This is a genomic window from Leucobacter sp. PH1c (assembly GCF_000633415.1).
Classification (GTDB): Bacteria; Actinomycetota; Actinomycetes; order Actinomycetales; family Microbacteriaceae; genus Leucobacter.
The window spans coordinates 49,014-72,166 of record NZ_AYMV01000009.1 but is presented as its reverse complement, the minus strand read 5'-3'; the positions used below and the strand labels follow the sequence as shown (position 1 = coordinate 72,166).

Annotated in this window: 22 protein-coding genes; 20 read left to right on the top strand and 2 right to left on the bottom strand. The window is 69.9% G+C overall.

Features of this window, described 5'->3' with window-relative positions:
* Positions 1 to 72: 72 nt before the first annotated feature.
* From U874_RS0103250 to U874_RS0103190, 12 genes are all read left to right on the top strand, one after another.
* Positions 73 to 918, top strand: coding sequence for a MerR family DNA-binding transcriptional regulator (locus U874_RS0103250; RefSeq protein WP_025133116.1), 846 nt, complete (start codon positions 73 to 75; stop codon positions 916 to 918).
* Between the two features lie 230 nt (positions 919 to 1,148).
* Positions 1,149 to 1,526 carry a hypothetical protein gene (locus U874_RS0103245; protein WP_025133115.1) on the top strand — a complete coding sequence of 126 codons (378 nt, stop codon included), beginning with the start codon at positions 1,149 to 1,151 and terminating at the stop codon, positions 1,524 to 1,526.
* 97 nt (positions 1,527 to 1,623) lie between these two features.
* The gene (locus tag U874_RS0103240; RefSeq protein WP_025133114.1) at positions 1,624 to 2,064 is read left to right on the top strand and encodes a hypothetical protein; all 441 of its coding nucleotides are present in this window, start codon (positions 1,624 to 1,626) and stop codon (positions 2,062 to 2,064) included.
* A 405-nt stretch (positions 2,065 to 2,469) separates the two neighbouring features.
* Positions 2,470 to 2,916, top strand: coding sequence for an alkylphosphonate utilization protein (locus tag U874_RS0103230; RefSeq protein ID WP_025133113.1), 447 nt, complete (start codon positions 2,470 to 2,472; stop codon positions 2,914 to 2,916).
* A gap of 174 nt (positions 2,917 to 3,090) precedes the next feature.
* On the top strand, positions 3,091 to 3,516 hold the full coding sequence (locus U874_RS0103225) for a VOC family protein (RefSeq protein ID WP_025133112.1): 426 nt from the start codon (positions 3,091 to 3,093) through the stop codon (positions 3,514 to 3,516).
* Positions 3,517 to 3,641: 125 nt separating this feature from the next.
* Positions 3,642 to 4,064, top strand: coding sequence for a DUF1801 domain-containing protein (locus U874_RS0103220; RefSeq protein ID WP_025133111.1), 423 nt, complete (start codon positions 3,642 to 3,644; stop codon positions 4,062 to 4,064).
* Complete coding sequence (locus U874_RS0103215) at positions 4,061 to 5,704, top strand: alpha/beta hydrolase (RefSeq protein WP_025133110.1); 1,644 nt, start codon at positions 4,061 to 4,063, stop codon at positions 5,702 to 5,704. The genes U874_RS0103220 and U874_RS0103215 overlap by 4 nt, the downstream gene beginning before the upstream one ends.
* Before the next feature lie 51 nt (positions 5,705 to 5,755).
* Positions 5,756 to 5,980 (top strand): DUF4287 domain-containing protein, encoded by a 225-nt coding sequence (locus U874_RS0103210; RefSeq protein ID WP_025133109.1) that lies wholly within the window; start codon positions 5,756 to 5,758, stop codon positions 5,978 to 5,980.
* 145 nt (positions 5,981 to 6,125) lie between these two features.
* Positions 6,126 to 6,833, top strand: coding sequence for a GTP pyrophosphokinase family protein (locus U874_RS0103205; RefSeq protein WP_051582781.1), 708 nt, complete (start codon positions 6,126 to 6,128; stop codon positions 6,831 to 6,833).
* A gap of 57 nt (positions 6,834 to 6,890) precedes the next feature.
* A complete protein-coding gene (locus U874_RS0103200; protein ID WP_025133107.1) occupies positions 6,891 to 7,739 on the top strand; it encodes a phosphotransferase in 849 nt (282 codons plus the stop codon).
* A gap of 41 nt (positions 7,740 to 7,780) precedes the next feature.
* Complete coding sequence (locus U874_RS0103195) at positions 7,781 to 8,677, top strand: homocysteine S-methyltransferase family protein (RefSeq protein WP_025133106.1); 897 nt, start codon at positions 7,781 to 7,783, stop codon at positions 8,675 to 8,677.
* A gap of 53 nt (positions 8,678 to 8,730) precedes the next feature.
* Positions 8,731 to 9,435 carry a hypothetical protein gene (locus U874_RS0103190; RefSeq protein WP_025133105.1) on the top strand — a complete coding sequence of 235 codons (705 nt, stop codon included), beginning with the start codon at positions 8,731 to 8,733 and terminating at the stop codon, positions 9,433 to 9,435.
* Between the two features lie 66 nt (positions 9,436 to 9,501).
* Here the strand turns inward: U874_RS0103190 and U874_RS0103185 are convergent, their stop codons facing one another.
* The gene (locus U874_RS0103185; protein WP_025133104.1) at positions 9,502 to 10,278 is read right to left on the bottom strand and encodes a CPBP family intramembrane glutamic endopeptidase; all 777 of its coding nucleotides are present in this window, start codon (positions 10,276 to 10,278) and stop codon (positions 9,502 to 9,504) included.
* A gap of 287 nt (positions 10,279 to 10,565) precedes the next feature.
* Between U874_RS0103185 and U874_RS0103180 the strand changes: the two genes are divergently transcribed.
* The 8 genes from U874_RS0103180 (at position 10,566) to U874_RS0103145 (ending at position 21,758) form a co-directional block, all read left to right on the top strand.
* Positions 10,566 to 12,176, top strand: a complete 1,611-nt coding sequence (locus tag U874_RS0103180; RefSeq protein ID WP_025133103.1) for an ABC transporter substrate-binding protein — start codon at positions 10,566 to 10,568, stop codon at positions 12,174 to 12,176.
* 182 nt (positions 12,177 to 12,358) lie between these two features.
* Complete coding sequence (locus U874_RS0103175; protein WP_025133102.1) at positions 12,359 to 13,285, top strand: ABC transporter permease; 927 nt, start codon at positions 12,359 to 12,361, stop codon at positions 13,283 to 13,285.
* Positions 13,278 to 14,231: an ABC transporter permease gene (locus U874_RS0103170; protein WP_025133101.1), complete on the top strand. Its 954-nt coding sequence runs from the start codon at positions 13,278 to 13,280 to the stop codon at positions 14,229 to 14,231. The genes U874_RS0103175 and U874_RS0103170 overlap by 8 nt, the downstream gene beginning before the upstream one ends.
* The gene (locus U874_RS0103165; protein WP_025133100.1) at positions 14,228 to 15,970 is read left to right on the top strand and encodes an ABC transporter ATP-binding protein; all 1,743 of its coding nucleotides are present in this window, start codon (positions 14,228 to 14,230) and stop codon (positions 15,968 to 15,970) included. The genes U874_RS0103170 and U874_RS0103165 overlap by 4 nt, the downstream gene beginning before the upstream one ends.
* Before the next feature lie 229 nt (positions 15,971 to 16,199).
* The gene (locus tag U874_RS0103160) at positions 16,200 to 17,810 is read left to right on the top strand and encodes an ABC transporter substrate-binding protein (RefSeq protein WP_051582778.1); all 1,611 of its coding nucleotides are present in this window, start codon (positions 16,200 to 16,202) and stop codon (positions 17,808 to 17,810) included.
* 57 nt (positions 17,811 to 17,867) lie between these two features.
* Positions 17,868 to 18,944 (top strand): ABC transporter permease, encoded by a 1,077-nt coding sequence (locus U874_RS0103155; RefSeq protein WP_025133098.1) that lies wholly within the window; start codon positions 17,868 to 17,870, stop codon positions 18,942 to 18,944.
* A 1-nt stretch (position 18,945) separates the two neighbouring features.
* Positions 18,946 to 20,001, top strand: a complete 1,056-nt coding sequence (locus tag U874_RS0103150; RefSeq protein WP_025133097.1) for an ABC transporter permease — start codon at positions 18,946 to 18,948, stop codon at positions 19,999 to 20,001.
* Positions 19,998 to 21,758, top strand: a complete 1,761-nt coding sequence (locus U874_RS0103145; RefSeq protein ID WP_025133096.1) for an ABC transporter ATP-binding protein — start codon at positions 19,998 to 20,000, stop codon at positions 21,756 to 21,758. The genes U874_RS0103150 and U874_RS0103145 overlap by 4 nt, the downstream gene beginning before the upstream one ends.
* 93 nt (positions 21,759 to 21,851) lie before the next feature.
* On the opposite strand, the gene U874_RS0103140 is transcribed toward U874_RS0103145, so the two are convergent.
* Complete coding sequence (locus U874_RS0103140; protein WP_051582777.1) at positions 21,852 to 23,039, bottom strand: multidrug effflux MFS transporter; 1,188 nt, start codon at positions 23,037 to 23,039, stop codon at positions 21,852 to 21,854.
* Between the last annotated feature and the right edge of the window lie 114 nt (positions 23,040 to 23,153).

Genomic DNA, 23,153 nt, shown 5'->3' with positions numbered 1-23,153 from the left:
CCCCGCCAGCCCCGCCCCACCCGGCCCCACCCCGCTTGACCCTCCCGTAGGGGGAGACCCCATGCTTGAACCATGCTGAACATCGGAGACTTCGCTGGGATCACCGGGCTGAGCGTGAAAGCGCTCCGCCACTACGACGAGAAGGGGCTGATCGTCCCGGAATCGGTCGACGAGCGCTCGGGGTACCGGCGCTACGCCGAGGGGCAGGTGCGCGCCGGCGCCATCGTGCGTGCGCTCCGCGCCGCGGGTGTGCCGTTGCCGGAGATCGCGGGGGCCGCCGAGCCCGACGCTGCGATGACGGCGCTGCGCGCCCACCGGGAACGAGTGCTCGCGGAGCGTGAGCGCGAGGACCTGGCCTTCGCCGCCGCCGAGCAGGAGCTGCGGGCGCTCCGCGTCCCGGTGACGGTGGAGCTTCGATGCGCACCCGAGCAGCACTTCGTGGGGCGCCCGCTGCGCGCGCCGAGCGAGGACCCTGATGCGCTCACCGACGACGACGCGAACGCCGCCTTCGCGGAACTCTACGGGCGGCTCGCGGGAGCGGGGATCCCGGTGAGCGGCGAGTTCTGGACGGCGCTGCGCTCGGGAGAGCGCGGGGACATCGAGCTCGTGGGGTGCTGGGCGGTGCCCGGCCCGCTCGAACCCCGGTGGGCGTACCCTGGCGACCACGTGGGCGTCCTCCCGGAGCGCAGCGAGCTCGTCGCGCAGTGGCGACCCGAGCATGGCGAGGAGCTGCCAGACGGGGCGACGCATCCCGCGATCATTGCGCTCTTCGACGCACTCGACGAACGCGGGATCGAGCTGCGCCTCAACCGCATGGAGGTGCGTCAGACGGTGCGCGGACAGGATCCCGACGACTTCGCTGTGGAAGTCTCGGTGCGGATCGACGAGCGTGCCGAGGGCTGGATCGAGGAGCGGTAGGCCCGCGCGTTCCTCCGAGCCGGGAGCCGGGTGCGGCGCCGTGTTCGGGATCCGTGTTCGGGTTCGTGATCCCGGTTCGGGATCCGGGTGTCCGCGCCTGGGCGTCCGAATCCGAGCCCGCGCCTGGGCCCCGGAACAGGATCCGAAGGCCGATGTCGGAGGTATCTGGGTAGCATCGGCACGGGGCGCCGCGCCGCGTCCCGGGCCGACCACGCGCACGGAGGAGCACCATGGGAAAACGGAAGACCCCGGAGGAGCGGGCCGCTGAGGACGCGCGGTACGCCCGTGCGCTGGGAGCCTGCACGGACGAGGAGTTTGAGCCCTTCTTCACGGACACGAACCAGGCGATCCGCAACGCCGCGGCGATGAACCCGGATGCGAGCCCGGACGTGCTCGCGCGCTTCGCGCAGGACCGGTTCTGGAGCGTCCGGGTGGCCGTCGCGGAGCACCCGAACACGAGTCGGGAGACCGTGCTGAGCCTGCTCGAAGCGCGGCCGCCCCAGCGCGGCGTGGTGCATCACGCGGCGCGTGAGCGGCTCGAGCGCGAGGGCGTGGTGTTCTCCGAGGACGGGATGCCCGAGGGGTCTGCCGAACCGTCCGCGGAATAGTCTGAGGTGCTCGGTACACTCGGGGCAGCGCCCGCCAGCACCGGGCAGCGCGCGACCACACTGGACGGAAGTCCGGCTGAGACGAAAGGCGGCACACATGGGAGCATGGGGCAGCGCACCGTGGGACACCGACGGAGCGGCGGACTGGTTCGCCGAGTTTTTTGCGGGCATCGATGCCGACGAGCGGATCTCGCAGGCCTTCGCAGCGGACGACGACTACGACCAGATCCGCGCCGCGGCCTATCTGCTCGCCGTGCTCGGGCGCGGCTACATCTGGCCCGGTGACCTCGAGCGGCTCGACGAGCTGCTGGAGCGCGGGATCGAGCTGCTCACCGAGATGCTCGAACCCGACTCCGAGTTCCGCGAGCTCTGGGAAGACGACCCGGAGGTGCTCGCGGCGGTGCGCGCCGAGCTGGCGGCGCTGCAGCTCCGCCTCGACGGTGAGGACGAGGACGAGGACGACGACGGCGACGGCGACGAGGACGAGGACGGCGACGGCGACGAAGACCAGGACGACGACGGCGACGAGGACGAGTAGGGGCGCGGCGTACTCGGGCCGGGCGACGAGGTGACCTGGGCTGCTCGACACTTCGGCAGCCGGTTTCGCTTCACCTCCCGGACCACCGAGTAGGAGCGTCCGGTGCGTTTTGTCGACGAGCAGATTCGCGGACCGTTCGGACGCTGAGGGCACGAGCACGAGTGTGTCGAGACCGACGACGGCACGCTGATGATCGAGCGCATCGAGTTCGCCGCTCTGTTCCGGCCGATCGGCAGACTGGCCGAGCGGCTCGTGCTGCGCCACTCCATGCGCCGGCTGATCGACCGTTGAAACGCGTGGCTCGCGCGGCAACCCGGCGCCGAGCAGGGTAGGGTCTGAGACCGGCTCGACCCGCACCGCAGCACGCGGAGCACGAGGAGTTGCGGGCCGCACGAGGAGGATCCCATGACTGACGCCGCCGGTTCGACCCAGGCCGCCGATTCGAGCACCGACGGGACCCCGCAGCTGCCGCCCTGCCCCGAGTGCGCGAGCGAGTACGCGTACGAGATGGGTGCGCTGCTCGTCTGCCCCATGTGCGGGCACGAGTGGGCAGCTGCGGCGGCGGGCTCGGACGCCGACGGTGGAGACTCCGCCGCCGGCGGAGCGGACTCGGCCAACGGAGCCGCGGTGATCCGTGACGCCGTGGGCAACATCCTCTCCGACGGAGACACCGTGACCGTGGTGAAGACCGTGAAGGTCTCGGGCGGGGGCGGCGGCTCGATCAAGGCCGGCACGAAGGTGACCGGGATCCGGCTCGCGCCCGGCGGTGCGGGCGGGCACGACATCGACGCGCGCGTGCCCGGCTTCGGCAAGATGATGCTGAAGTCGAGCGTGGTGCGCCGCGCCAACTAGCGCGACGGCGTGCTGCGGTGCTGAACGGCTGGCCGCCGCCGCCCTGGCCGCCGCCGCCCTGGCCGCCGCCCCGTCCTCCGCGAGAATTCGCGCCCCCTCGGGGGTTCCGCAGGGGGATCCTCGGGTGCATACTGAGCGCACGAGGATCCCACTCGCACGGCTGAAGGAGTCATCATGACGCACACCCTGGCTACATACATCTCGCTCCCGGGTTCCACCGGCGAAGCGATGGAGCACTGGCACGACGTGTTCGGGGGTGAGCTCGAGATCATGCGCTATGGCGACGTGCCGCCCATGCCGGACATGCCCGTCGAGCCCGATCCGCAGGCCGTCGCGCACGCGACGCTGACCTTGCCCGCCGGGGTGATCGCCGGAGGCGACTCGATGGACCCGGGCACGGACTACCCCGTGCGCGGCTCCGCGTACTCGCTGCTCTACACGACCGATACGCCCGAGGAGGCCCGCGTCTTCATCGGGAAGCTGCTCGCCGGAGGCGGCACCGAGGGCATGCCGTTCGCCGAGGCGCCGTGGGGCGACTGGTACGGTCAGGTATTCGACCGCTACGGCGTGATGTGGTCGTTCTCCTGCGCGGCCGGCTGAACGGCTGACTGCTGAACTGCTGACTGCTGAACGGCTGACAGCTGAACTGCTGACAGCCCAACTGCACCAGCCGAACTGCCGCAGGCAGAGCCGAGGCCGCACGCCAGATCCCAGGAGGACCGACGATGACCGCACGCCAGCCCGCGATGCGTCCCGGCGATGAACTGCCCGAGCAGGTGCTCGACCGGGTGACCGGTCCGCGCCGCGCCGAGGCCGACGAGCTGCTCGCGCTCCACCGCGAGGTGAGCGGGGCCGAGCCCGTCGTCTGGGCCGGGCGCATCATCGGCTTCGGCGAGCTCGCCTACCGCTACGACAGCGGGCACAGCGGCATCATGCCCGAGCTGGCGTTCGCCACCGGGCAGGCCCGGCACACGGTGTACTTCCCCGCCGGCTTCGCCGAGCGGTGGCCCGAACTGCTCGACCGGCTCGGGCCGCACAGCGCGAGCAAGGCGTGCCTCTACCTCACCCGCCTCGCGCGGATCGACCGCGACGTGCTGCGCGAACTGCTCGAGTGCGCGCTCGCGGACGCCCGCGGAGCCGCGCAGTGAGCGGCGGGGAGACGGTGCGCCGCGCGCGTGCGCGGCGCCCGCTCGGCGCACGCCGCCGCGCGCGCGTGCGGACCGCGAGCGTCGCCGGGGCGCTGGTCGCCCTCCTCGCGCTCACCGGCTGCATGGCCGGGTTCCCAGGCTGGCGCGGCTGGCCCGGGGGATCGGGGAGCTCCGGCGAATCGCGGATCGACGCGGGATCCGCGTCCGCCCTCCAGGCGCGCGAGTTCCCGGCCGCCTACGCGCAGCGCATCGCCTGGCGCGAGTGCCTGCCCGAGGACGGGCTCGACGCGGGCACGGCCGACGCGCTCGAAGACGCCGGCTACACGCTCTCAACGATCCGCTGCGGCACCGTCTTCGCCCCGCTCGACTGGGACGACCCCGCTAACCGCGCGCAGATCGAGCTCGCGGTGGTGCACCTCCCGGCGCTCGGCGCGAAGCCGCTCGGCACGCTGCTCGGCAACCCGGGCGGGCCGGGGCAGCCCGGCGTCGACTTCATGCTGGGCATGGCGCTCTCGCCCGGCTTCGAGGACGTCACCCAGCGCTACGGCCTGCTCGGCTTCGACCCGCGCGGCATCGGCAACAGCACGCCCCTCGACTGCGACGGCGGCGGATCCGAGATCACCGCGATCCAGATCGCGAACTGCATCTCGACGAACCCGATCGCGCACACCATGGGCACCTCCCAAGTGGCCCGCGACATGGACCTCCTGCGGGCGCTCATGGAGGAGCCCCGCCTCGACTTCCTCGGGTACTCCTACGGGACGATGCTCGGGGCGAGCTACGCGACGCTGTTCCCGGAGCGGGTGGGCCGGCTCGTGCTCGACAGTGCGGAGAACGCCCAGTGGGCGAGCCCGATCCACACCTTTGAGCAGGCCGCGGCGATCGCGCGGGCGACCGTGGCGCTCGCCACCTCCTGCCGCACCGAGTACCGCGACGAGGTCGAAGTCTGCCCGTTCGTCGACGAGGAGAGCCTCCTGCGCGTGCTCGGCGAGCTCGATGCGAAGCCGCTCGTGGCGAGCGACGGCACCGAGATCAGCGGCGCCGCGCTGCAGAGCACGCTCACCGACACGCTGTATCAGAGCCACTTCGAGCGCGGGCGCGCGCTCGACCGGATCGCGCTGGCGCTGTTCGGCGACCAGGACGCGATCGACGAGCTCGCCGAGGCCGTCGCCCCCGATCCGGAGGGCGGGATCGACCTGGCGATGGAGATCGTCACCTGCCACTCCTTCCCGATCGAACCCGACATCCCCGGCCTCCTCGCGCACATCGAGCAGGCCGGGATGCCGCGCTTGCTCGGCGGCCCGGAGATCACCGACGAGACCCTCGCGCCGTTCGTCGACCTCTCCTGCTACGCCCTCCCGGAGAGCGGGCTCGACATCACCGATTCGTTCTCCGCGGCGGGGACGGCCGAGCCGATCCTCGTGATCGGGATCACGGGGGACCACGCGACGCCCTACCCCTACGCGAAGGAGCTCGTGTCCGAGCTCGGCAATGCCCGGCTCCTCACACTCGACGGGCAGGGGCACGCCGCGTCCTACTCGGACCGCTCGAGCTGCATCGACGACGCCGTGACGGCCTATCTGCTCGACGGGGATCTCCCCGCCCGGGGCACCGTCTGCCGCGATGACGGAGTACGGTAGTCCCACCAGTCGAGCCGCGATGCGTGCGGCCCGCCGCACCGAGGAGGCACCATGACCGAGCGCGTCACCGGACCGAAGTCGTACTTCCCGTCGATCGAGGCGAAGTACGGGAAGACGATCGAGGAGTGGATCGATGTGCTGCGCCCGCACGCGGGGGAGAAGCACATGGACCAGGTCGCCGTGCTCAAGGAGCAGGGGATGGGGCACGGGCACGCGAACGCGCTCGTGCACGTCTTCCGCGCCGAGCACGGCGGGGCGGGCCCGGAGGCGGGCTGAGCCGCATCCCGATCCGCCGCACGCGAGAGACCCCGTGCCGCGCAAATCACAGGCGCTTCCGAAGGTGCGGCACTAGCCTGCTGACATGAGCACCGCCGCACCCGAAGCGTTCGCGCAAGAACCGGAGCCCGACTCGTCCGAGGCGATGGGCCCGCTCCCGGATCCCGCGCCCGCACCCGAGAACGACGAGATCACGATCTCCGCGAGTGCCCTGCGCACCCTCGGCGATCAGATGCAGCGTTTCCTGCTGGAGTACCGCTTCGCGATGCAGGAGGTGGAGACGAAGCTCGCGATCCTCCGCGAGGAGTTCCTCCACATGCACGAGTACAACCCGATCGAGCACGTGTCGAGTCGCGTGAAGTCGGTCGACAGCCTCGTCGCGAAGCTCGAACGCCGCGGCATCGGCAGCGAGTTCGAGGTGATCCGCAGGGAGATCCACGACATCGCCGGCGTGCGCGTCACCTGCGCGTTCATCAACGACGTCTACCGGCTGTTCGACCTGCTCACGCAGCAGGACGACATCACCGTGCTCGAGGTCGAGGACTACATCGAGACGCCCAAGGAGAACGGCTACCAGAGCCTCCACACGATCCTGTCGATCCCGGTCTACCTCTCGACGGGGCGCGTCGACGTTCCGGTCGAGGTGCAGTTCCGCACGATCGCGATGGACTTCTGGGCGAGCCTCGAGCACAAGATCTACTACAAGTACGCCCGGCAGGTGCCCGAGTCGCTCACGCGAGAGCTGAAGCACGCCGCCGACACGGCAGCAGAACTCGACACTCGCATGGAGCGCCTCCACGTGCAGGTGCACGGCTCCTCAGCCCGGACGAGCACGATCATCCGACAGGTCTGACGGGGTGTCGGCGCGCGGATCGCGCGTGTCGCGCGGGCGGTGCGCTACGGTCGAAGCGTGGAGAGCGAACACCTGCCGGGAGGATCGGGCGGTGTCTGGCGGATCGCCGGCGCCGATGGGGTGACGCGCGTGCACCGGCCCACGGGGCCCTGGACGCCCGCCGTGCACGAGCTGCTCGCCCACCTCGCCCAGCGTGGCCTCGACGGGATCCCCGCGGTGCAGGGCATCGACGCCGAGGGGCGCGAGGTGCTCGACTACCTGCCCGGCGCGACGCTCGACCCGGAGACGGAGGAAGCGAGCGACGCCGCGCTCGCCGCCGCGGCGGGCTGGCTGCGCCGCTTCCACGACGCCGTGAGCGACTTCCCGCGCGCCCCGCGCGAGTGGCGTCAGGGAGTGCAGCAGCCCGGCCCGGGCGAGGTGATCTGCCACAACGATCCCGGGCTCTACAACTGGGTCGTCGTCGACGGCGACTTCGCGGGCATGATCGACTGGGATCGGGCCGGCCCCGGACGCCCGCTCGACGACCTCGCGTTCCTCTGCTGGTCGGGCGTTCCCCTGCTCCGCGAGATCCCCGCGGCCGACGCCGCGCGTCGCATCGCGCTCGCCGCAGCGGCCTACGGGGGCGTGGCCCCCGCCGAACTGCTCGACGCCGTGGGCGCCCGCATGGATCTCATCGCCGAGCGGTGGCGCGCGGGCCTCGAACGCGAGGACCCCGGTACGATCGCGCTCCGCGACGGCGGCGTGATGGACCGGCACTTCGCGCGCGTCGCCGGCTTCGCCGCCCGCCGCGCCGCGATCCACGCGCTGCTCCCGGAGAATTCGGCGAGCGGCCTGCGCGCCGCAGCGCAGCAGCCCGGCGCGCAGCAGCTGTCCAGTCAGCAGCCCAGTCAGCAGCCCCGAACGTAGCAGCCCCGCCGTACCCAGTGAACGCAGTACAGGAGCGAGACATGACCCACGCAGCAGCGCCCACGACGTCCCCGATCCTCGCCGACGGCGGGATCGAGACCGCCCTCATCGAACGGCTCGGCCAGGAGCTCCCCGAGTTCGCGGCGTTCGTGCTCCTCGACACCGTCCCGGGGCGCGACGCGCTCCGCGCCTACTACGCGCCCTTCATCGCGCTCGCCGAGGAACGCGGTCTGCCGCTCGTGCTCGACACGCCCACCTGGCGCGCGAACCCGGACTGGGGCGCCCGCGTCGGCGCCGACGCGGCGGCCCTCGACCGGGCGAACGCCGACGCGGTCGCGCTCGTCCGCGAGGCGGCCCCCGGCGACACGGTCGTGAACGGCTGCGTCGGCCCGCGCTTCGACGACTACGTCACGGGGGAGCGCATGTCTGCCGAGGACGCCGAGCGCTACCACGCGCCCCAGGTGCGGGCCCTCGCGGAGGCGGGCGCCGACCGTGTGACCGCCGTGACGATGCTCGACGCCGCCGAGGCGATCGGGGTGGTGCGTGCGGCCCAGGCGGCGCGCGTTCCCGTCGCGGTCTCGTTCGCCGTGGGGGCCGACGGGCTGCTGGCCGATGGCAGCACCGTCGCCGCCGGGATCGCCGCCACGGATGCCGCGACGGACGCGGCAGCGGAGGGCTTCCTCATCAACTGCGCGCACCCCGCCGAGGTCGCGCGCGGGCTCGCGGCGTCGGGGAATGCCCCGGAGCTCGGCCGGCTCATCGGGCTGCGGCTCAACGCCGCCGAGCACGGCGACGAGGGGGCGGGCGATGCGCCCGAGACCTTCGCCTCCGGCGTGCTCGCGCTGCGCGCCCAGGCGCCGAGCGTGCGCGTGCTCGGCGGGTGCTGCGGCACCGACGCGCCGCACATCGCGGCGCTCGCCGATGCCGCCGCGAAGTGAGCCGATCGGCCAGGCGATGCGGAGCTCCGATCCGGAGAAGTTAGGGTGGGGGTGTGAATAAGGACCCACTGGAGGAACTCTTCGGCCCCGCCGACGAGACGCCCGAGCCCGTCCCCGCCCGTGAACGCCTCGCCTACGAGCAGGCCGAGCGGGTGCGGACCGCCCCGCTGCCCGCCGACCGCGGCACCGCCTGGGTCACCCCGGAGCCGCCTCAGCGCGATCGCGCGGCGCAGGCGAAGCCCTGGATCATCGTCGGGATCGTTGCGCTCATCGCGATCGTCGCATCGATCGTCGTGGTGAACATCGCGCGCGGGCAGGGCGAAGCCGCCCCCGAGACGCCGCGCCCCACCGCGACGGAGACACCGAGCACGACGAAGCCCACGACCGAGCCGAGCACGCCATCGACGGAGAAGCCCGCGACGGAGAAGCCCGACGAGAACACGGTGCCGAGCGTCGACGTGGGCCCCACGACCTCGTTCCCGATCGGTCCGTGGAACGCGAGCTCCGACTGGCCGCAGCGCCTCGGCGCGGCGAACTTCGAGATTCCGGACAGCTCCCACCTGAAGCTGAGCGGTGAGCTCTTCAACTCCTTCCCCGAGTCCTGCGCCGCGATGCGCGGGGAGTGGGGCGCGACGAAGCTGCCGAACGGCACCTTCGAGGTCGCGAAGCCCGCGAGCAAGTGCGAGGCCGCTCCCGAGCTGTACGACGAGGTCTGGGGCCTCCTCGACGCCTGGGTGAAGTCGATCAAGGTCGGCTAGCGGGAGCACCCCGCGATCCGGATCGGGGCGCCCGGCAGAGAGTGATCTGCCGGGCGCCCCGGCTCGTTAGCTGCCGGACACCCCGAACAGTGCGGGCCAGAGCGCGAGCGCGAGCGGGTAGCCCGCGAAGCTCACGATGTCGAGGATCCAGTGCGCCACCACGAGCGGGAGCGAGCGGCCGAAGCGGTGGTACGCCCACCCGAAGACGAGGCCCATGATCACGTTGCCGAGGAAGCCGCCGAAGCCCTGGTAGAGGTGGTAGCTGCCGCGCAGCAGCGCGCTCGACACGATGATCGCCACCGTGCCGACGCCGAGCCGGCGCAGCCGGTCGAAGAGGTAGGCGACGACGATGAGCTCCTCGGTGAGCGCCGCGCGCAGCGCGTGCAGGATCAGTACCGGCACGGTCCACCAGTACGCATCGAGCGCGGTGGGCACGACGGTGAGGTTGATCCCGATCGCCTTCGAGACGAGGTAGAAGCCGATGCCCGGGATCCCGATCAGCGCCGCGAGACCGACGCCGCCGAGCGTCTCGCGCCCCCAGCGGCTCTGTCCGCCGAGCCCGAGGTGCGCGAGGTGGGGACGCCGGGGGCGCCAGAGCAGGAAGACGACGAGCGCCACGGGCGCCAGCCCGAAGCCGAACGACAGCAGTTGCGAGATCAGGTCGAAGACCGGCCGCTCCGACAGCGAGGAGTTGATCGTGGTGGTCTGCTGCGCGAGCGCGGTGTCCCGGCTCAGCCGCTCGATGAGCGAGACGATCGCGTACACGGCGGAGGCGCCGAAGGATAGCGCGAGGACGATCGCGATCTCCCAGCGCAGGCGGGAGCGAGTGGCGGCGGGATTCACGGCCTCAGCGTAGCGCGGAATACCCGGGCGGCGGCTCGGCGCCCACTGAGCAGGCTGTACCCGCGAACTGTAGTGATTATGTACAGAAAGTACCCCGAACTCGCGCAGTGCTCTTGCCGGGAGCCACAGTTCTGGGTCACGAAGCAGTCACGGCTGTCGCATTTTTGGAGGCGCGGGCGTCGGGGTCGATAAGCTGGGCGGGAATATACCGAATCCGTTCGGGGAGAGATTCGGCCGCACCTCGTCGTGCGCGCTGCCCGGGGCGGACACGTTCAAGGAGGAAACTAGTGAAGCGATCACGGATGGGCCTGGGCTTCATCGCTCTGGCCGCCGCAGGCGCGCTCGCCCTGTCGGGCTGCACGTCGGGCGGGGGATCGGACAACGGTGCGAGCGGCAGCGGTGAGGGCATCATCACCGTCAACGCCACCGAGCCTCAGAAGGGCCTCATTCCCGCTGACACGACCGAGGTCGGCGGCGGCAAGGTCGTCGACGCGCTCTGGGAAGGCCTCGTGTACTACGACGCCGATGGTGCGACCCAGATGGGTGTCGCCGAGTCGATCGAGTCGGAGAACGGCACGCTCTGGACGGTGAAGCTCCGCGAGGATGCGGTCTTCTCCGACGGCACGCCCGTTCAGGCGCACAACTTCGTCGACGCGTGGAACTACGCGGCGAACGTCGACAACGCGCTCGGCAACCAGTACTTCTTCGAGGCGATCAAGGGCTTCAGCGACAGCGAGCCCGTTGAGCAGCTCGAGGGCCTGAAGGTCGTTGACGACTACACGTTCACGATCGACGCGACCCCCGACTTCCGGGATCGTCTCGGCTACTCGGCCTACTACCCGCTCCCGGACGTCGCGTTCGAGGACATGGAGGCCTTCGGCCAGGCGCCGATCGGCAACGGCCTGTACAAGTTCGCGAGCGACGACGCGTGGAAGCACGATGTCGAGATCAAGCTCGTGAAGAACGACAGCTACGTCGGCCCCCGCGAGGTCGTCAACGGCGGCATCGACTTCAAGGTCTACGCGTCGCTCGACGCGGCCTACACGGACCTGATGGCGAACAACCTCGACGTGCTCGACCAGATCCCGGACACCTCGTTCGCGGTCTTCCAGGACGAGCTCGGCGATCGCGCCATCAACCAGGCCGGTGCGCTCATGACGACGCTCACCATCTCGGAGAACCTCGAGCACTTCACGGGCGAAGAGGGCAAGCTGCGCCGCCAGGCGCTGTCGATGGCGGTCGACCGCGAGGAGATCATCGACGTGATCTTCGAGGGCACCAACATCCCCGCGAAGGACTTCACCTCGCCCATCGTTGATGGCTACACCGAGGATCTGAAGGGCGTCGAGAAGCTCGACTTCAACCTCGACGAGGCGAAGAAGCTGTGGGCTGAGGCCGACAAGATCAGCCCCTTCGAGGGCACGCTCGAGGTCGCGACCAACTCCGACGGCCCGCACCAGGTGTGGATCGAGGCCGTTGCGAACCAGTGGGCGAACAACCTCGGCATCACCGCAGCGCCGAAGCTGTACCCGACCTTCCAGGCGTTCCTGGAGGACCGCGAGGCTGACACCGTGGGCGGCCCGTTCCGCGCCGGCTGGCAGGCCGACTACCCGGGTGCGTACAACTACCTGCAGCCCCTGTACTACACGGGTGCGAGCTCGAACCACGGCTTCTACTCGAACGCCGAGTTCGACAAGCTGCTCGACGAGGCCGTGCAGGAAGCCGATCACGAGAAGTCGATCGATAAGCTGCACCAGGCTCAGGAGATCCTCCTCGAGGACATGCCCTCGATCCCGCTCTGGTACCAGGGCACGACCGGTGGCTTCAGCGAGAACGTCGACAACGTGAAGTTCGGCTGGAACTCGGTCCCGATCTTCAACGAGATCACCAAGAAGTAACCCTTCTGCGTGGGCCCCGGAGCGTGCTCCGGGGCCTCCGCCGTGCCGCGGGGACACCCTCCCCGCGGCACGGCCCCCAGACTTGCAGGCCCGGAACACCGAAGTCCCGAGGTTTGCTGCGCACCACAACTGCGAGAGAATACCCACATGCATAGCTCAGTCGAGCGGGGGAGGACCAGCACATGCTGAGATACATCCTCTTCCGCGTTCTTCAGGTGATCCCGGTTCTCCTCGGGACCACCTTCCTCATCTACTTCATGGTCTTCGCCATGCCGGGCGACCCCGTCGCCGCAATGTTCGGCGAGAAGGTCCCGAGCGACGCCGTCCTCGAGCGGCTCCGCGAGCAGTACAACCTGGACCAGCCGTTCTTCATCCAGTACCTGCTGTACCTGAAGGGCATCTTCATCGGTGACTTCGGTGTGAGCTTCTCGGGCGAGCCGGTCTCCCAGATCCTCGCCCGCGCCTTCCCGGTGACGATCAAGCTGGCGATCATGGCGATCGCCATCTCGCTCGTGCTCGCCGTCGTGATCGGCCTGTTCTCGGGCCTCCGCAAGGGCAAGCTGTTCGACAACATCAACCTGATCATCGGGCTCATCTTCATGAGTATCCCGATCTTCGTGATCGCGTTCATCGCGCAGTACGGCCTCGGACTCAAGCTCGGCTGGTTCAGCCCGACCGTCGGCGGGGGAGCCCCGCTCAAGGACCTCCTGCTCCCGGCCATCGTGCTGGGCGTCAGCCTCTATGCCACGAGCATGCGCCTCACCCGCGCCTCCGTGATTGACACGCTGAACCAGGACTTCGTCCGCACCGCGTACGCGAAGGGCCTGAGCCGCGGCCGGGTCATCCCCGTGCACGTGCTCCGCAACTCCCTGATCCCCACGATCACGAACACGGCGACGGACTTCGGCATCCTCATGGTCGGCGCGACCGTCACGGAGGGCATCTTCAACGTGCCCGGCGTCGGCAACGTGCTCTTCAAGGCGATCCTGAAGGGCGAGAACACCACGGTGGTCTCCTTCGTCACCGTGATGGTGCTCATCTACCTCGGCGTGAACCTGCTCGTCGATCTCCTCTACGCCGTTCTCGATCCGAGGATCCGCTATGCCTGAGCCGCAGAAGCCCCACATCGAACACTACGTCGCCCCGTTCGACGAGACGCCCGTCGCGGCCGTCGACGCGGTGAAGATCTCCGAGAAGAAGTCCTCGCTCTGGCGCGACGCTTGGCGCGATATGCGCGGTCGGCCGATGTTCTGGATCTCCGCGGTGATCCTCCTCGTCGTCGCCCTCGTCGCGCTGTTCCCGACGCTCTTCACCCAGGTGGATCCCCGCACGTGCACCCTCCCGAACTCGAACGGCAGCCCCACCTCGGGGCACCCGCTCGGCTTCAACAAGCAGGGCTGCGACGTCTACTCGCGCATCGTCCACGGCACCTCGACCTCGGTGTCCGTCGGCCTCATCGTGATCACGATCACCTTCGTGGTGGGCACCATCATGGGCTCGATCGCCGGCTTCTTCGGCGGCGCGCTCGACTCCGTGCTCTCCCGCATCGGCGACATCTTCTTCTCGATTCCCTACATCCTCGCGGCCGTCGTCGTGATGAGCGTGCTCTCCGAGCACCGCAACCCGCTCGTCATCGCGCTCGCGATCGGCGGCTTCTCCTGGCCCATCACCGCGCGCATCGTGCGCAGTGAGATCCTTCGGGTGAAGAACGCCGATTTCGTGATGGCGGCGGAGTCGCTCGGACTCTCCCGCCTCGGGACGATGGTGAAGCACGTCATCCCGAACGCGATCGCCCCCGCGATCGTCGTCACGACGATCTCGCTCTCCTCGGCGATCGTCGCCGAGTCGGTCCTCTCGTTCCTCGGCGTCGGCCTGCCCCCTGGGCAGTTCATCAGCTGGGGCAACGACATCAGCGCGGCTCAGCTGTCGCTGCGCACCGACCCGATGCCGCTGCTCTGGCCGTCGCTCGCGCTCACCATCACGGTGCTCGGCTTCATCCTGCTGGGTGAGGTCGTCCGCGACGCACTCGACCCGAAGGCGAGGGCGCGACGATGAGCGAGACCACGAACGGAAGCGAAGCACAGCAGATGAAGCCCGTCCTGAGCGTCCGCGACCTCCGGGTCGCGTTCAAGGTCGACAAGCAGCCGAAGGAAGTCGTCCACGGCGTCAGCTTCGACGTGTTCCCCGGAGAGACCGTCGCCATCGTCGGCGAGTCCGGCTCCGGCAAGTCGACCACGATGCACGCGGTCATGAACCTCCTCCCGGGCACCGGCCACATCACGGGCGGTTCCGTGAACTGGCAGGGGCGCGAGCTCGTCGGCATCGGCCGGCGCGACATGGAGTCGATCCGCGGACGCGAGATCGGCCTCGTTCCGCAGGACCCGATGTCGAACCTGAACCCGGTCTGGTCGATCGGTTTCCAGGTCGAGGAAGCGATCCGTGCGAACGGCCTCGCCAAGGGGCGCAAGGAGGTGCGCGCACGCGCCGTCCAGGTGCTCGAGCAGGCCGGCCTGCAGAACGCCGAGCAGCGCATGAAGCAGTACCCGCACCAGTTCTCGGGCGGCATGAAGCAGCGCGCGCTCATCGGCATCGGTCTCTCGGCGGAGCCGGCGCTCCTGATCGCGGATGAGCCCACCTCGGCGCTCGACGTGACGGTGCAGCGCGTGGTGCTCGACCACCTGGAGCAGCTCACCTCGCAGCTCGGCACGGCGGTCGTCTTCATCACCCACGACCTCGGCCTCGCGGCCGAGCGCGCGGAGAAGCTCATCGTCATGTACCAGGGCAACATCGTGGAGTCGGGGCCGAGCAAGGAGATCCTCCAGCGCCCGCAGCACCCCTACACGAAGCGCCTCGTGTCGGCGGCGCCGAGCCTCGCCTCGCGCCGCATCGGCGGCGACGCCGCGGTCCCCGCAGCGCCCACCGAGTCGTTCGACCTCGCCGCTCTCGCGGAGGGCGCCGAGCGCGTCGTGAAGCACGGCGAGCCGATGATTGAGGTCTCGGATCTCGGGAAGATCTACAAGATCCGCAAGGGCAACTTCGGATCCGAGGACTTCCATGCGGTCTCGGGAGCCACCTTCACGGTGAAGCGCGGCGAGACGATGGCGCTCGTCGGCGAGTCGGGATCCGGCAAGTCGACGATCGCCAAGATGGTGCTGCAGCTCGAGGAACCGAGCTCCGGCTCGATCCGGGTCGGCGGCAAGGAGACGAAGGGCATGAGCCGCGCGGAGCTGTTCAAGCTCCGCTCGACGCTCCAGCCCGTGTTCCAGGACCCCTACGGCTCCCTGGACCCGCTCCACAACATCGGCAACACCATCATGGAGCCGCTGAAGATCCACGGCGTGGGCGACGCGGCGAGCCGCAAGGCCCGCATGCTCGAACTGCTCGACCAGGTGGCCCTGCCCCGCGAGCTCGCGACCCGCTACCCGAACGAGCTCTCGGGCGGTCAGCGGCAGCGCGTCGCGGTGGCCCGCGGCCTGGCGCTCAAGCCGGACATTCTCGTGCTCGACGAGGCGGTCTCCGCGCTCGACGTGCTCGTGCAGGCGCAGATCCTGGACCTCCTCGCGGAGCTCCAGCGAGAGCTGGGCCTCACGTACCTGTTCATCACGCACGACCTCGCGGTCGTCCGCCTGATCGCGGATCGCGTGTGCGTGATGCAGCAGGGCCGGATCGTGGAGCAGGCGACCACGAGCGAGGTCTTCGAGAACCCGCAGCAGGAGTACACGAAGAACCTCCTCGCGGCGATTCCCGGGGCGAACATCGAGCTGGGGCTCGAGGACGCAGGCACCGCCGGATAGTCACTTCGAGACGCCCTTCGGCGTCCTCAGGTGTGGACGAACACCCCCTCAGACGCTGAGGGGGTGTTCGTCTTTGTTCGGGGTGGTCACAAAATGGTCGCGACGGTCGGGCTTCCGCCGAACGTTCGGTAGGCTCAAGTTCGTTGAACGACACGCGCAGCGAAGCGCACTGCTTCCGCCGCGCGCGTCACCCCTTGGGTACCTGGAGGAACTCTTGAAGAAGACAATGATGTCTGCGGCAGCGCTGATCGGCAGCGCCGTGCTGCTCACGGCCTGCGCGAGCAACGGAGCCGGCGGCGGGAACACCGGCGGCGGAGACAGCGGCTCCGGCGGAGCGATCACGGTGGGCACGACCGACGTCGTGACCTCGCTCGATCCCGCCGGTTCGTATGACAACGGCTCGTTCGCCGTCATGACGAACGTCTATCCGTTCCTGCTCAACCACGAGATCGGGTCGAGCGACGTCGCGCCCGACATCGCCGAGTCGGCCGAGTTCACCTCGCCCACCGTGTACACGGTGAAGCTCAAGGACGGGCTCAAATTCGCGAACGGCAACGACCTCACCAGCTCGGACGTGAAGTTCACGTTCGATCGCCAGGTGAAGATCGCCGATCCGAGCGGCCCGTCGAGCCTCCTCGGCAACCTCGAGAAGGTCGAGACCCCCGACGACACGACGGTCGAGTTCCACCTCAAGGAGGGCAACGACCAGACCTTCCCGCAGGTGCTCTCCACCCCCGTCGCTCCGATCGTCGACGAGGACGTGTTCCCCGCCGACGCCGTGCTGAGCGATGAGGAGATCGTGAAGGGCCAGCCCTTCGCCGGCCAGTACACGCTGAAGAGCTTCAAGAAGAACGACCTCGCGTCGTACACGGCGAACGCCGACTACGCGGGCATGTGGGGCGCGCCCAAGACGAGCGACGTCAACGTGAAGTACTTCGCGAACGAGACGAACCTCAGCCAGGCGATGGAGACGAAGGCCGTGGACGTGGCCTTCCGCAGCCTCTCCGCGACCGACACCGAGAAGCTCGGCAAGACCGACGGCCTGCAGCTCGTCGACGGCCCCGGCGGCGCGATCCGCTACATCGTCTTCAACTTCGACACGCAGCCCTTCGGCGCGAAGACGCCGGAGGCTGACGAGGCGAAGGCGCTCGCCGTGCGCCAGGCGGCGGCCGACATGATCGACCGCGAGAAGATCGCGACGCAGGTGTACAAGGACACCTTCACGCCGCTCTACAGCCCGGTTGCGCAGGGCTTCACGGGCGCCACCGACGCGTTCAAGGAGCTCTACGGCGACAAGCAGGGCGGGGCCGACGCGGCCGCGGCCAAGGCCCGCCTCGAGGGCGCAGGCATCACGCTCCCCGTCAAGCTGCAGCTGCAGTACAACCCCGACCACTACGGCGACGCGTCCTCCGAGGAGTACGCCCTCATCAAGCAGCAGCTCGAGACGGACGGCGTCTTCTCGGTCGACCTGCAGTCGACTGAGTGGGGCCAGTACTCGAAGGACTTCCCGGCCGACGCGTACCCGATGTACCAGCTCGGCTGGTTCCCCGACTTCTCGGACGCGGACAACTTCCTGAGCCCGTTCTTCGTCGATGGCGGCTTCTTCAACAACCACTACAGCTCGCCGAAGACCAACGAGCTCATCGCCGGTGAGCGCGTTGAAACCGACCCCGCGAAGCGCACCGCCCTCATCGAGGAGGCGCAGGCCCAGGTCGCACAGGACGTCCCGATGATCCCGCTGCTCCAGGGCACGCAGGTCGCGGTCACGACCGACGCGATCGACGGCGTCGTGCTCGACGGTTCGTTCAAGTTCCGACTCGGCACGATCACGAAGAACTAGACCTCGAACCGACGGCGTGCGGGGGAGTCCCCCCGCACGCCGTCGGCGAGTCTCACGATGGCTACACTCGCATCCCCGACGGCGCCGGCACCCACGCGCGCCGCTCGCTCGGGAGGGGGCCTGCTCCGCTACATCCTGTGGCGCGCGCTCCTCATCCTCCCCACCGTCTTCATCCTCGTCACCATGGTGTTCCTGCTGATGCGCAGCATCGGCGATCCGATCACCGCTGCGGTGGGCGGCAAGCTGCCGCCCGACGAGCTCGCCAAGCGCATCCACGATGCCGGCTACGATCGCCCGATCCTCACCCAGTACTTCGAATACCTGGGCCAGGTCTTCACGGGCAACTTCGGCACGACCATCAGCGACAATCGCGCCGTGACCGAGGTGCTCGCCACCTTCGGCGCCGCCACGCTCGAACTGGCCGTCTTCACTCTCATCGTCGCGTTCGTCGTGGGCATCCCGCTCGGCATGCTCGCCGCCTACTACCGCGACCGCGGACCCGACGCGGTGCTCCGCGTCTTCGCGATCTTCACCTACGCGACCCCCGTGTTCTTCTCGGGCCTACTCATGAAGCTCATCTTCGGCGTGTGGCTCGGCTGGCTGCCCGTCTCGGGGCGTGCATCGATCGGCACGGAGCTGCAGATCGAGATGCTCGACGCGCCCTCCGGCTTCTACTTAATCGACGCGTTCCGCACCGGGAATCTCGCGAACGTCGGCGACGTGCTCATCCACGCGATCCTGCCGGCCCTCACGCTCGGCATGATGACGGCGGGGATCTTCCTCCGCCTCGTGCGCACGAACATGATCGGCACGATCGGGCGCGAGTACGTCGACTCGGCGCGCTCCCGCGGCGTCGGGGAGTTCCGGCTCGTCACGAAGCACGCCTACCGGCCGGCGCTGATCCCGATCATCACGGTCATCGGCCTGCAGATCGCGATGCTGCTCGGCGGCGCGGTGCTGACCGAGACCACCTTCGAGTGGAAGGGCCTCGGCTTCCAGCTCGCCCACTACCTGAGCGCCCGCGACTTCGTCGCAGTGCAGGGCATCGTCGCGCTGCTCGCCGTGATCGTCGCTCTCAGCAACTTCGTCGTCGACGTCGTCGCAGCGCTCATCGACCCGCGAGTGAGGTACTGAGATGACCACCGAAGCCATCCTGACCACCCCCACCGCCGAGCGGGGCTGGCACTCCTGGCCGCTCATCAAGCAGCTGCGCCAGAGCGTCGGCCTGCAGCGCGGCATGCTCATCGCCGGCCTCGCGCTCGTCGCGTTCTTCCTCGTGCTCGCCGTGTTCGCACCGCTCATCGCGCCGTACGACTTCAACGCGCTCGCGGGCCCCGACGGCGACTTCGGATCGCGCACAGCGCCCTCCGCGGCCCACCCGTTCGGCACCACGATCGCGGGCTACGACGTGCTCTCGCGCGTGATCTGGGGATCCCGCACCGCGCTCCTCGTGATCGTCATCGCCGTGGTGAGCTCGATCTTCGCGGGCACGCTGCTCGGCCTCGTCTCCGGCTACATCGGCGGCGCGCTCGACCGCGTGCTCGTGATGATCACCGACGCGATCTACGCGTTCCCCTCGCTGCTCCTCGCGATCGTCATGTCGATCGTGATCTCGGGCGGGCAGTCGAGCCTGTGGGGCGGCATCTGGTCGGCCGCCCTGTCGATCACGGTCGTGTTCATCCCGCAGTACTTCCGCGTGGTGCGCTCCGAGGTGGTGCGCGTGAAGGCCGAGGCCTTCGTCGAATCGGCGCGCGTCGTCGGCGCGAGCCGCGGCCGGATCATGTTCCGCCACGTGCTGCGCAACTCCACGCGCTCGCTGCCGCTCGTGTTCACGCTCAACGCCTCCGAGGCGATCCTCACCCTCGCGGGGCTCGGCTTCCTCGGCTTCGGCATCGAGCCGAACTCGGCGGCGGAGTGGGGCTACGACCTGAACAAGGCGATCGCGGACGTGACGAACGGCGTGTGGTGGACGAGCCTCTGGCCGGGCCTCGCGATCGTGCTCATCGTCACGGGCCTCACCCTCACGGGCGAGAGCCTCAACGACCTTGCCGACCCGCGGCTGCGCAGCCGCCGCCGCGCGAAGGCCGGAGCCGGAACGGTCGCGGCGACCTCGCTGCCCGGGCTCGAAACCGCGTCGCACCCCGTGGTCGACGCGGCGGACGGCACCCCACAGGAAGGAACGACGCGATGAGCCGCACCGCATCCCGCACCGGGGCCGCAGCGCCCCGCACGGGCTCCGTGCTCGAGATCCGCGATCTCGAGGTGACCTTCGCTACCGACCACGGACCGGTGCGCGCCGTCGACGGCGTCTCCCTGACGGTCGAGCCCGGCCGCGTGCTCGCGGTCGTGGGGGAGTCCGGATCCGGCAAGACCGTGTCCGCGCGCACCGTGCTCGGCCTCCTCCCGGAGACCGCGACCGCCGAGGGCTCGGTGATCCTCACCTCCCGTGACGGCGGCGAGACGAACGATGTGCTGAGCCTCTCCCGCGATCAGCTGCGCAGCGTGCGCGGCCGCGACGTCGCGATGGTCTTCCAGGAGCCGTCGACCGCGCTCAACCCGGTCTACACGATCGGCTGGCAGATCGCGGAGGGACTGCGCGCGCACGAGAAGCTCTCGAAGCGCGTCGCGCGCGAGCGGGCCATCGAGATGCTCGAGCGCGTGGGGATCCCGGATCCCGCCGAGCGCGTCGACTCGTACCCGCACCAGCTGTCAGGCGGGCAGAAACAGCGCGTTATGATCGCCATGGCGCTCGCGCTGCGGCCCGGTCTGATCGTCGCCGACGAGCCGACCACCGCGCTCGACGTGACCGTGCAGGCAGAGATCCTCGACCTCCTCCGGCAGCTGCGCGACGAGTTCGGCACCGCGATCCTGCTCATCACGCACAACATGGGCGTGGTCGCCGACCTCGCCGACGACGTGGCCGTGATGTACCAGGGCGAAGTCGTGGAGCGCGCGCCCGTCGCGGAGCTCTTCGCGCACCCCCGCGAGGCCTACACGAAGCAGCTGCTCGGCGCCGTGCTGAAGCTCGGGGAGGGGCCGATCCGGAGCTCCGTCGCGGAGCGCGCGCGGGATCCGCGGGAGGGGTCCGCCGCGTCGGGAGCCGCGCAGCCGCTCGTGTCCGCGCGCGGGCTCGAGATCCGCTACCCGGGCCGGCTCGGGAAGCCGGGCTTCCTCGCGGTTCGCGGCGTCGACTTCGAGATCGCCGCGGGCGAGGTCTACGGCCTCGTCGGCGAATCGGGTTCGGGCAAGTCGACGATCGGCCGCGCGATTGCGGGGCTCACCCCCGCGACGGGCGGATCGCTCACCGTGCTCGGCCACGAGATGGTCGGCTTCAAGGAACGGCGCTTCCGGGCCGCGCGGCGCGACATCGGATTCGTGTTCCAGGATCCCGCGTCGAGCTTCAACCCGCTGCTCACGATCGCGGAGAACGTCGCGGAGCCGCTCGTGGTGCAGAAGATCGCCGCGACCCCGGCCGCGGCGCGGCCCCGCGTCGACGAGCTGCTCGAAGCCGTCCAGCTGCCGCGCTCCTACGGCGACCGCTTCCCGCACGAGCTCTCGGGCGGTCAGCGGCAGCGCGCCTCGCTCGCGCGCGGGCTCGCGCTCGATCCCAAGCTGCTCATCGCTGACGAGCCGACCTCCGCGCTCGACGTCTCAGTGCAGGCGCGCGTGCTCGAGCTCTTCACCGAGCTGCAGGCCGAGCTCGGCTTCGCGGCCCTGTTCATCACGCACGACCTCGCCGTGGTCGACGCGCTCGCCGACCGTGTGGGCGTGCTGTACCACGGCGAGCTCGTCGAGAGCGGGCCCGCGTCGGAGGTGCTGCGCGCCCCGCGGGAGCGCTACACGCAGCGCCTGCTGGCGTCGCTTCCGGTGCCGGATCCGGCCGAGCAGGCCATCCGCCGCGAGGCCGCCCGCGCCCTCCGTGAGCCCGCGGGGGAGAAGCTGGGCTGAGCTGGCTGGGGGCTGGCAGGCCCGACGGAACTGCACCGTACTCGAATGAAGTTCGAGTACGGTGCAGTTCGGCCCCGGGATACCGGAGCAGAGTCACTCGGAAGTTCGGGCGAGGAGCGCGCCGCACACCGCGAGCACGGCGACCGCGAGCACGAAGAGCGCCATCGGCAGCGCCGTGTGCTCGCCCCACGCGCCCACGAGCGGTGAGGCGAGGCCGCCCACCGCGAACTGCGCCGCACCGAGCAGGGCCGATCCGGCGCCCCGTGCCTCCCGGGCCCGAGCGAGCGCCAGCGCGCTCGCGTTCGACATGATGAACCCCGTGCCGCCCGTCAGCGCGAACGCGCACGCGATGAACGCGGCGGGGGAGAGCGCATCGCTCAGCGTGAGCGCGGTGAGCGTCGCTCCCGATGCGAGGGCCAGCAGCGTGCCGAGCAGGAGCATCCGGGTCGGGGGCACGCGCCCCGCGAGCCGGGCGTTGATCGTGTTCGCGGTGATCATCGCGAGCGCGCCGAGCGCGAAGGCGAGCGAGTACACGAACGGGGGCATGCCGAGCACCACCTGCCCCACGAACGGGGACGCCGAGATGTACGCCATCATGCCGCCGAAACCGAGGCCGAAGACGCACATGAGGAGCACGAAGCGGCGATCCCGCAGCAGCATGGCGAAGCCGCGGGCGGCGGCCCGCAGCCCGGAGGCGTGGCGCTGGGCCTGCGGCAGTGACTCGGGCACGAACAGACTCGCGAGCACGAGCATCGCGACCGCGAGCACGGCCAGGGCGGCGAACACCATGCGCCAGTCGCTGAGCGCGGCGATCGCCCCGCCGACGGGCGGCGCGAGCAGCGGGCCGAGGCCCACGAACAGCGCGATGAGGCTGATCGCACGGATCGAGTCGGCCCCCTCCGTGAGGTCGACCGCGATCGCGCGCGAGATCACCACGCCGGCCGCGCCCGCGAAACCCTGCACGAAGCGCAACGCGATGAGCACCTCGATCGTGGGGGAGAAGACCATCGCGATGCTCGCCGCGGCAAAGACCACGAGCGCGCCGAGCAGGATCCGGCGCCGCCCCCACTGGTCGGAGAGCGGGCCGAGCACGAGCTGCCCCGACCCCATGCCGAGGAGGAACGCCGTGAGCGTGAGCTGCACGGACGAGGCCGGGGCGCCGAGATCGTCGGCGATCCGCGTGAACGACGAGAGATACATGTCGGTCGCGAAGGGGCCCGTTGCCGCGAGGAAGGAGAGGACGGCGAGCAGGCCGCGCGTGAACTTCGGCCCGGCAGTCATGGCTGAATCATATATGATCCCCTGTGTGCGGACACGGCCGTGATCCGCTAAAATAGTGCGTCGGCTTCTTCGGCGCCGTGAGGGGAACGTCCCGCGGTGCCCGGCACCCCGCCG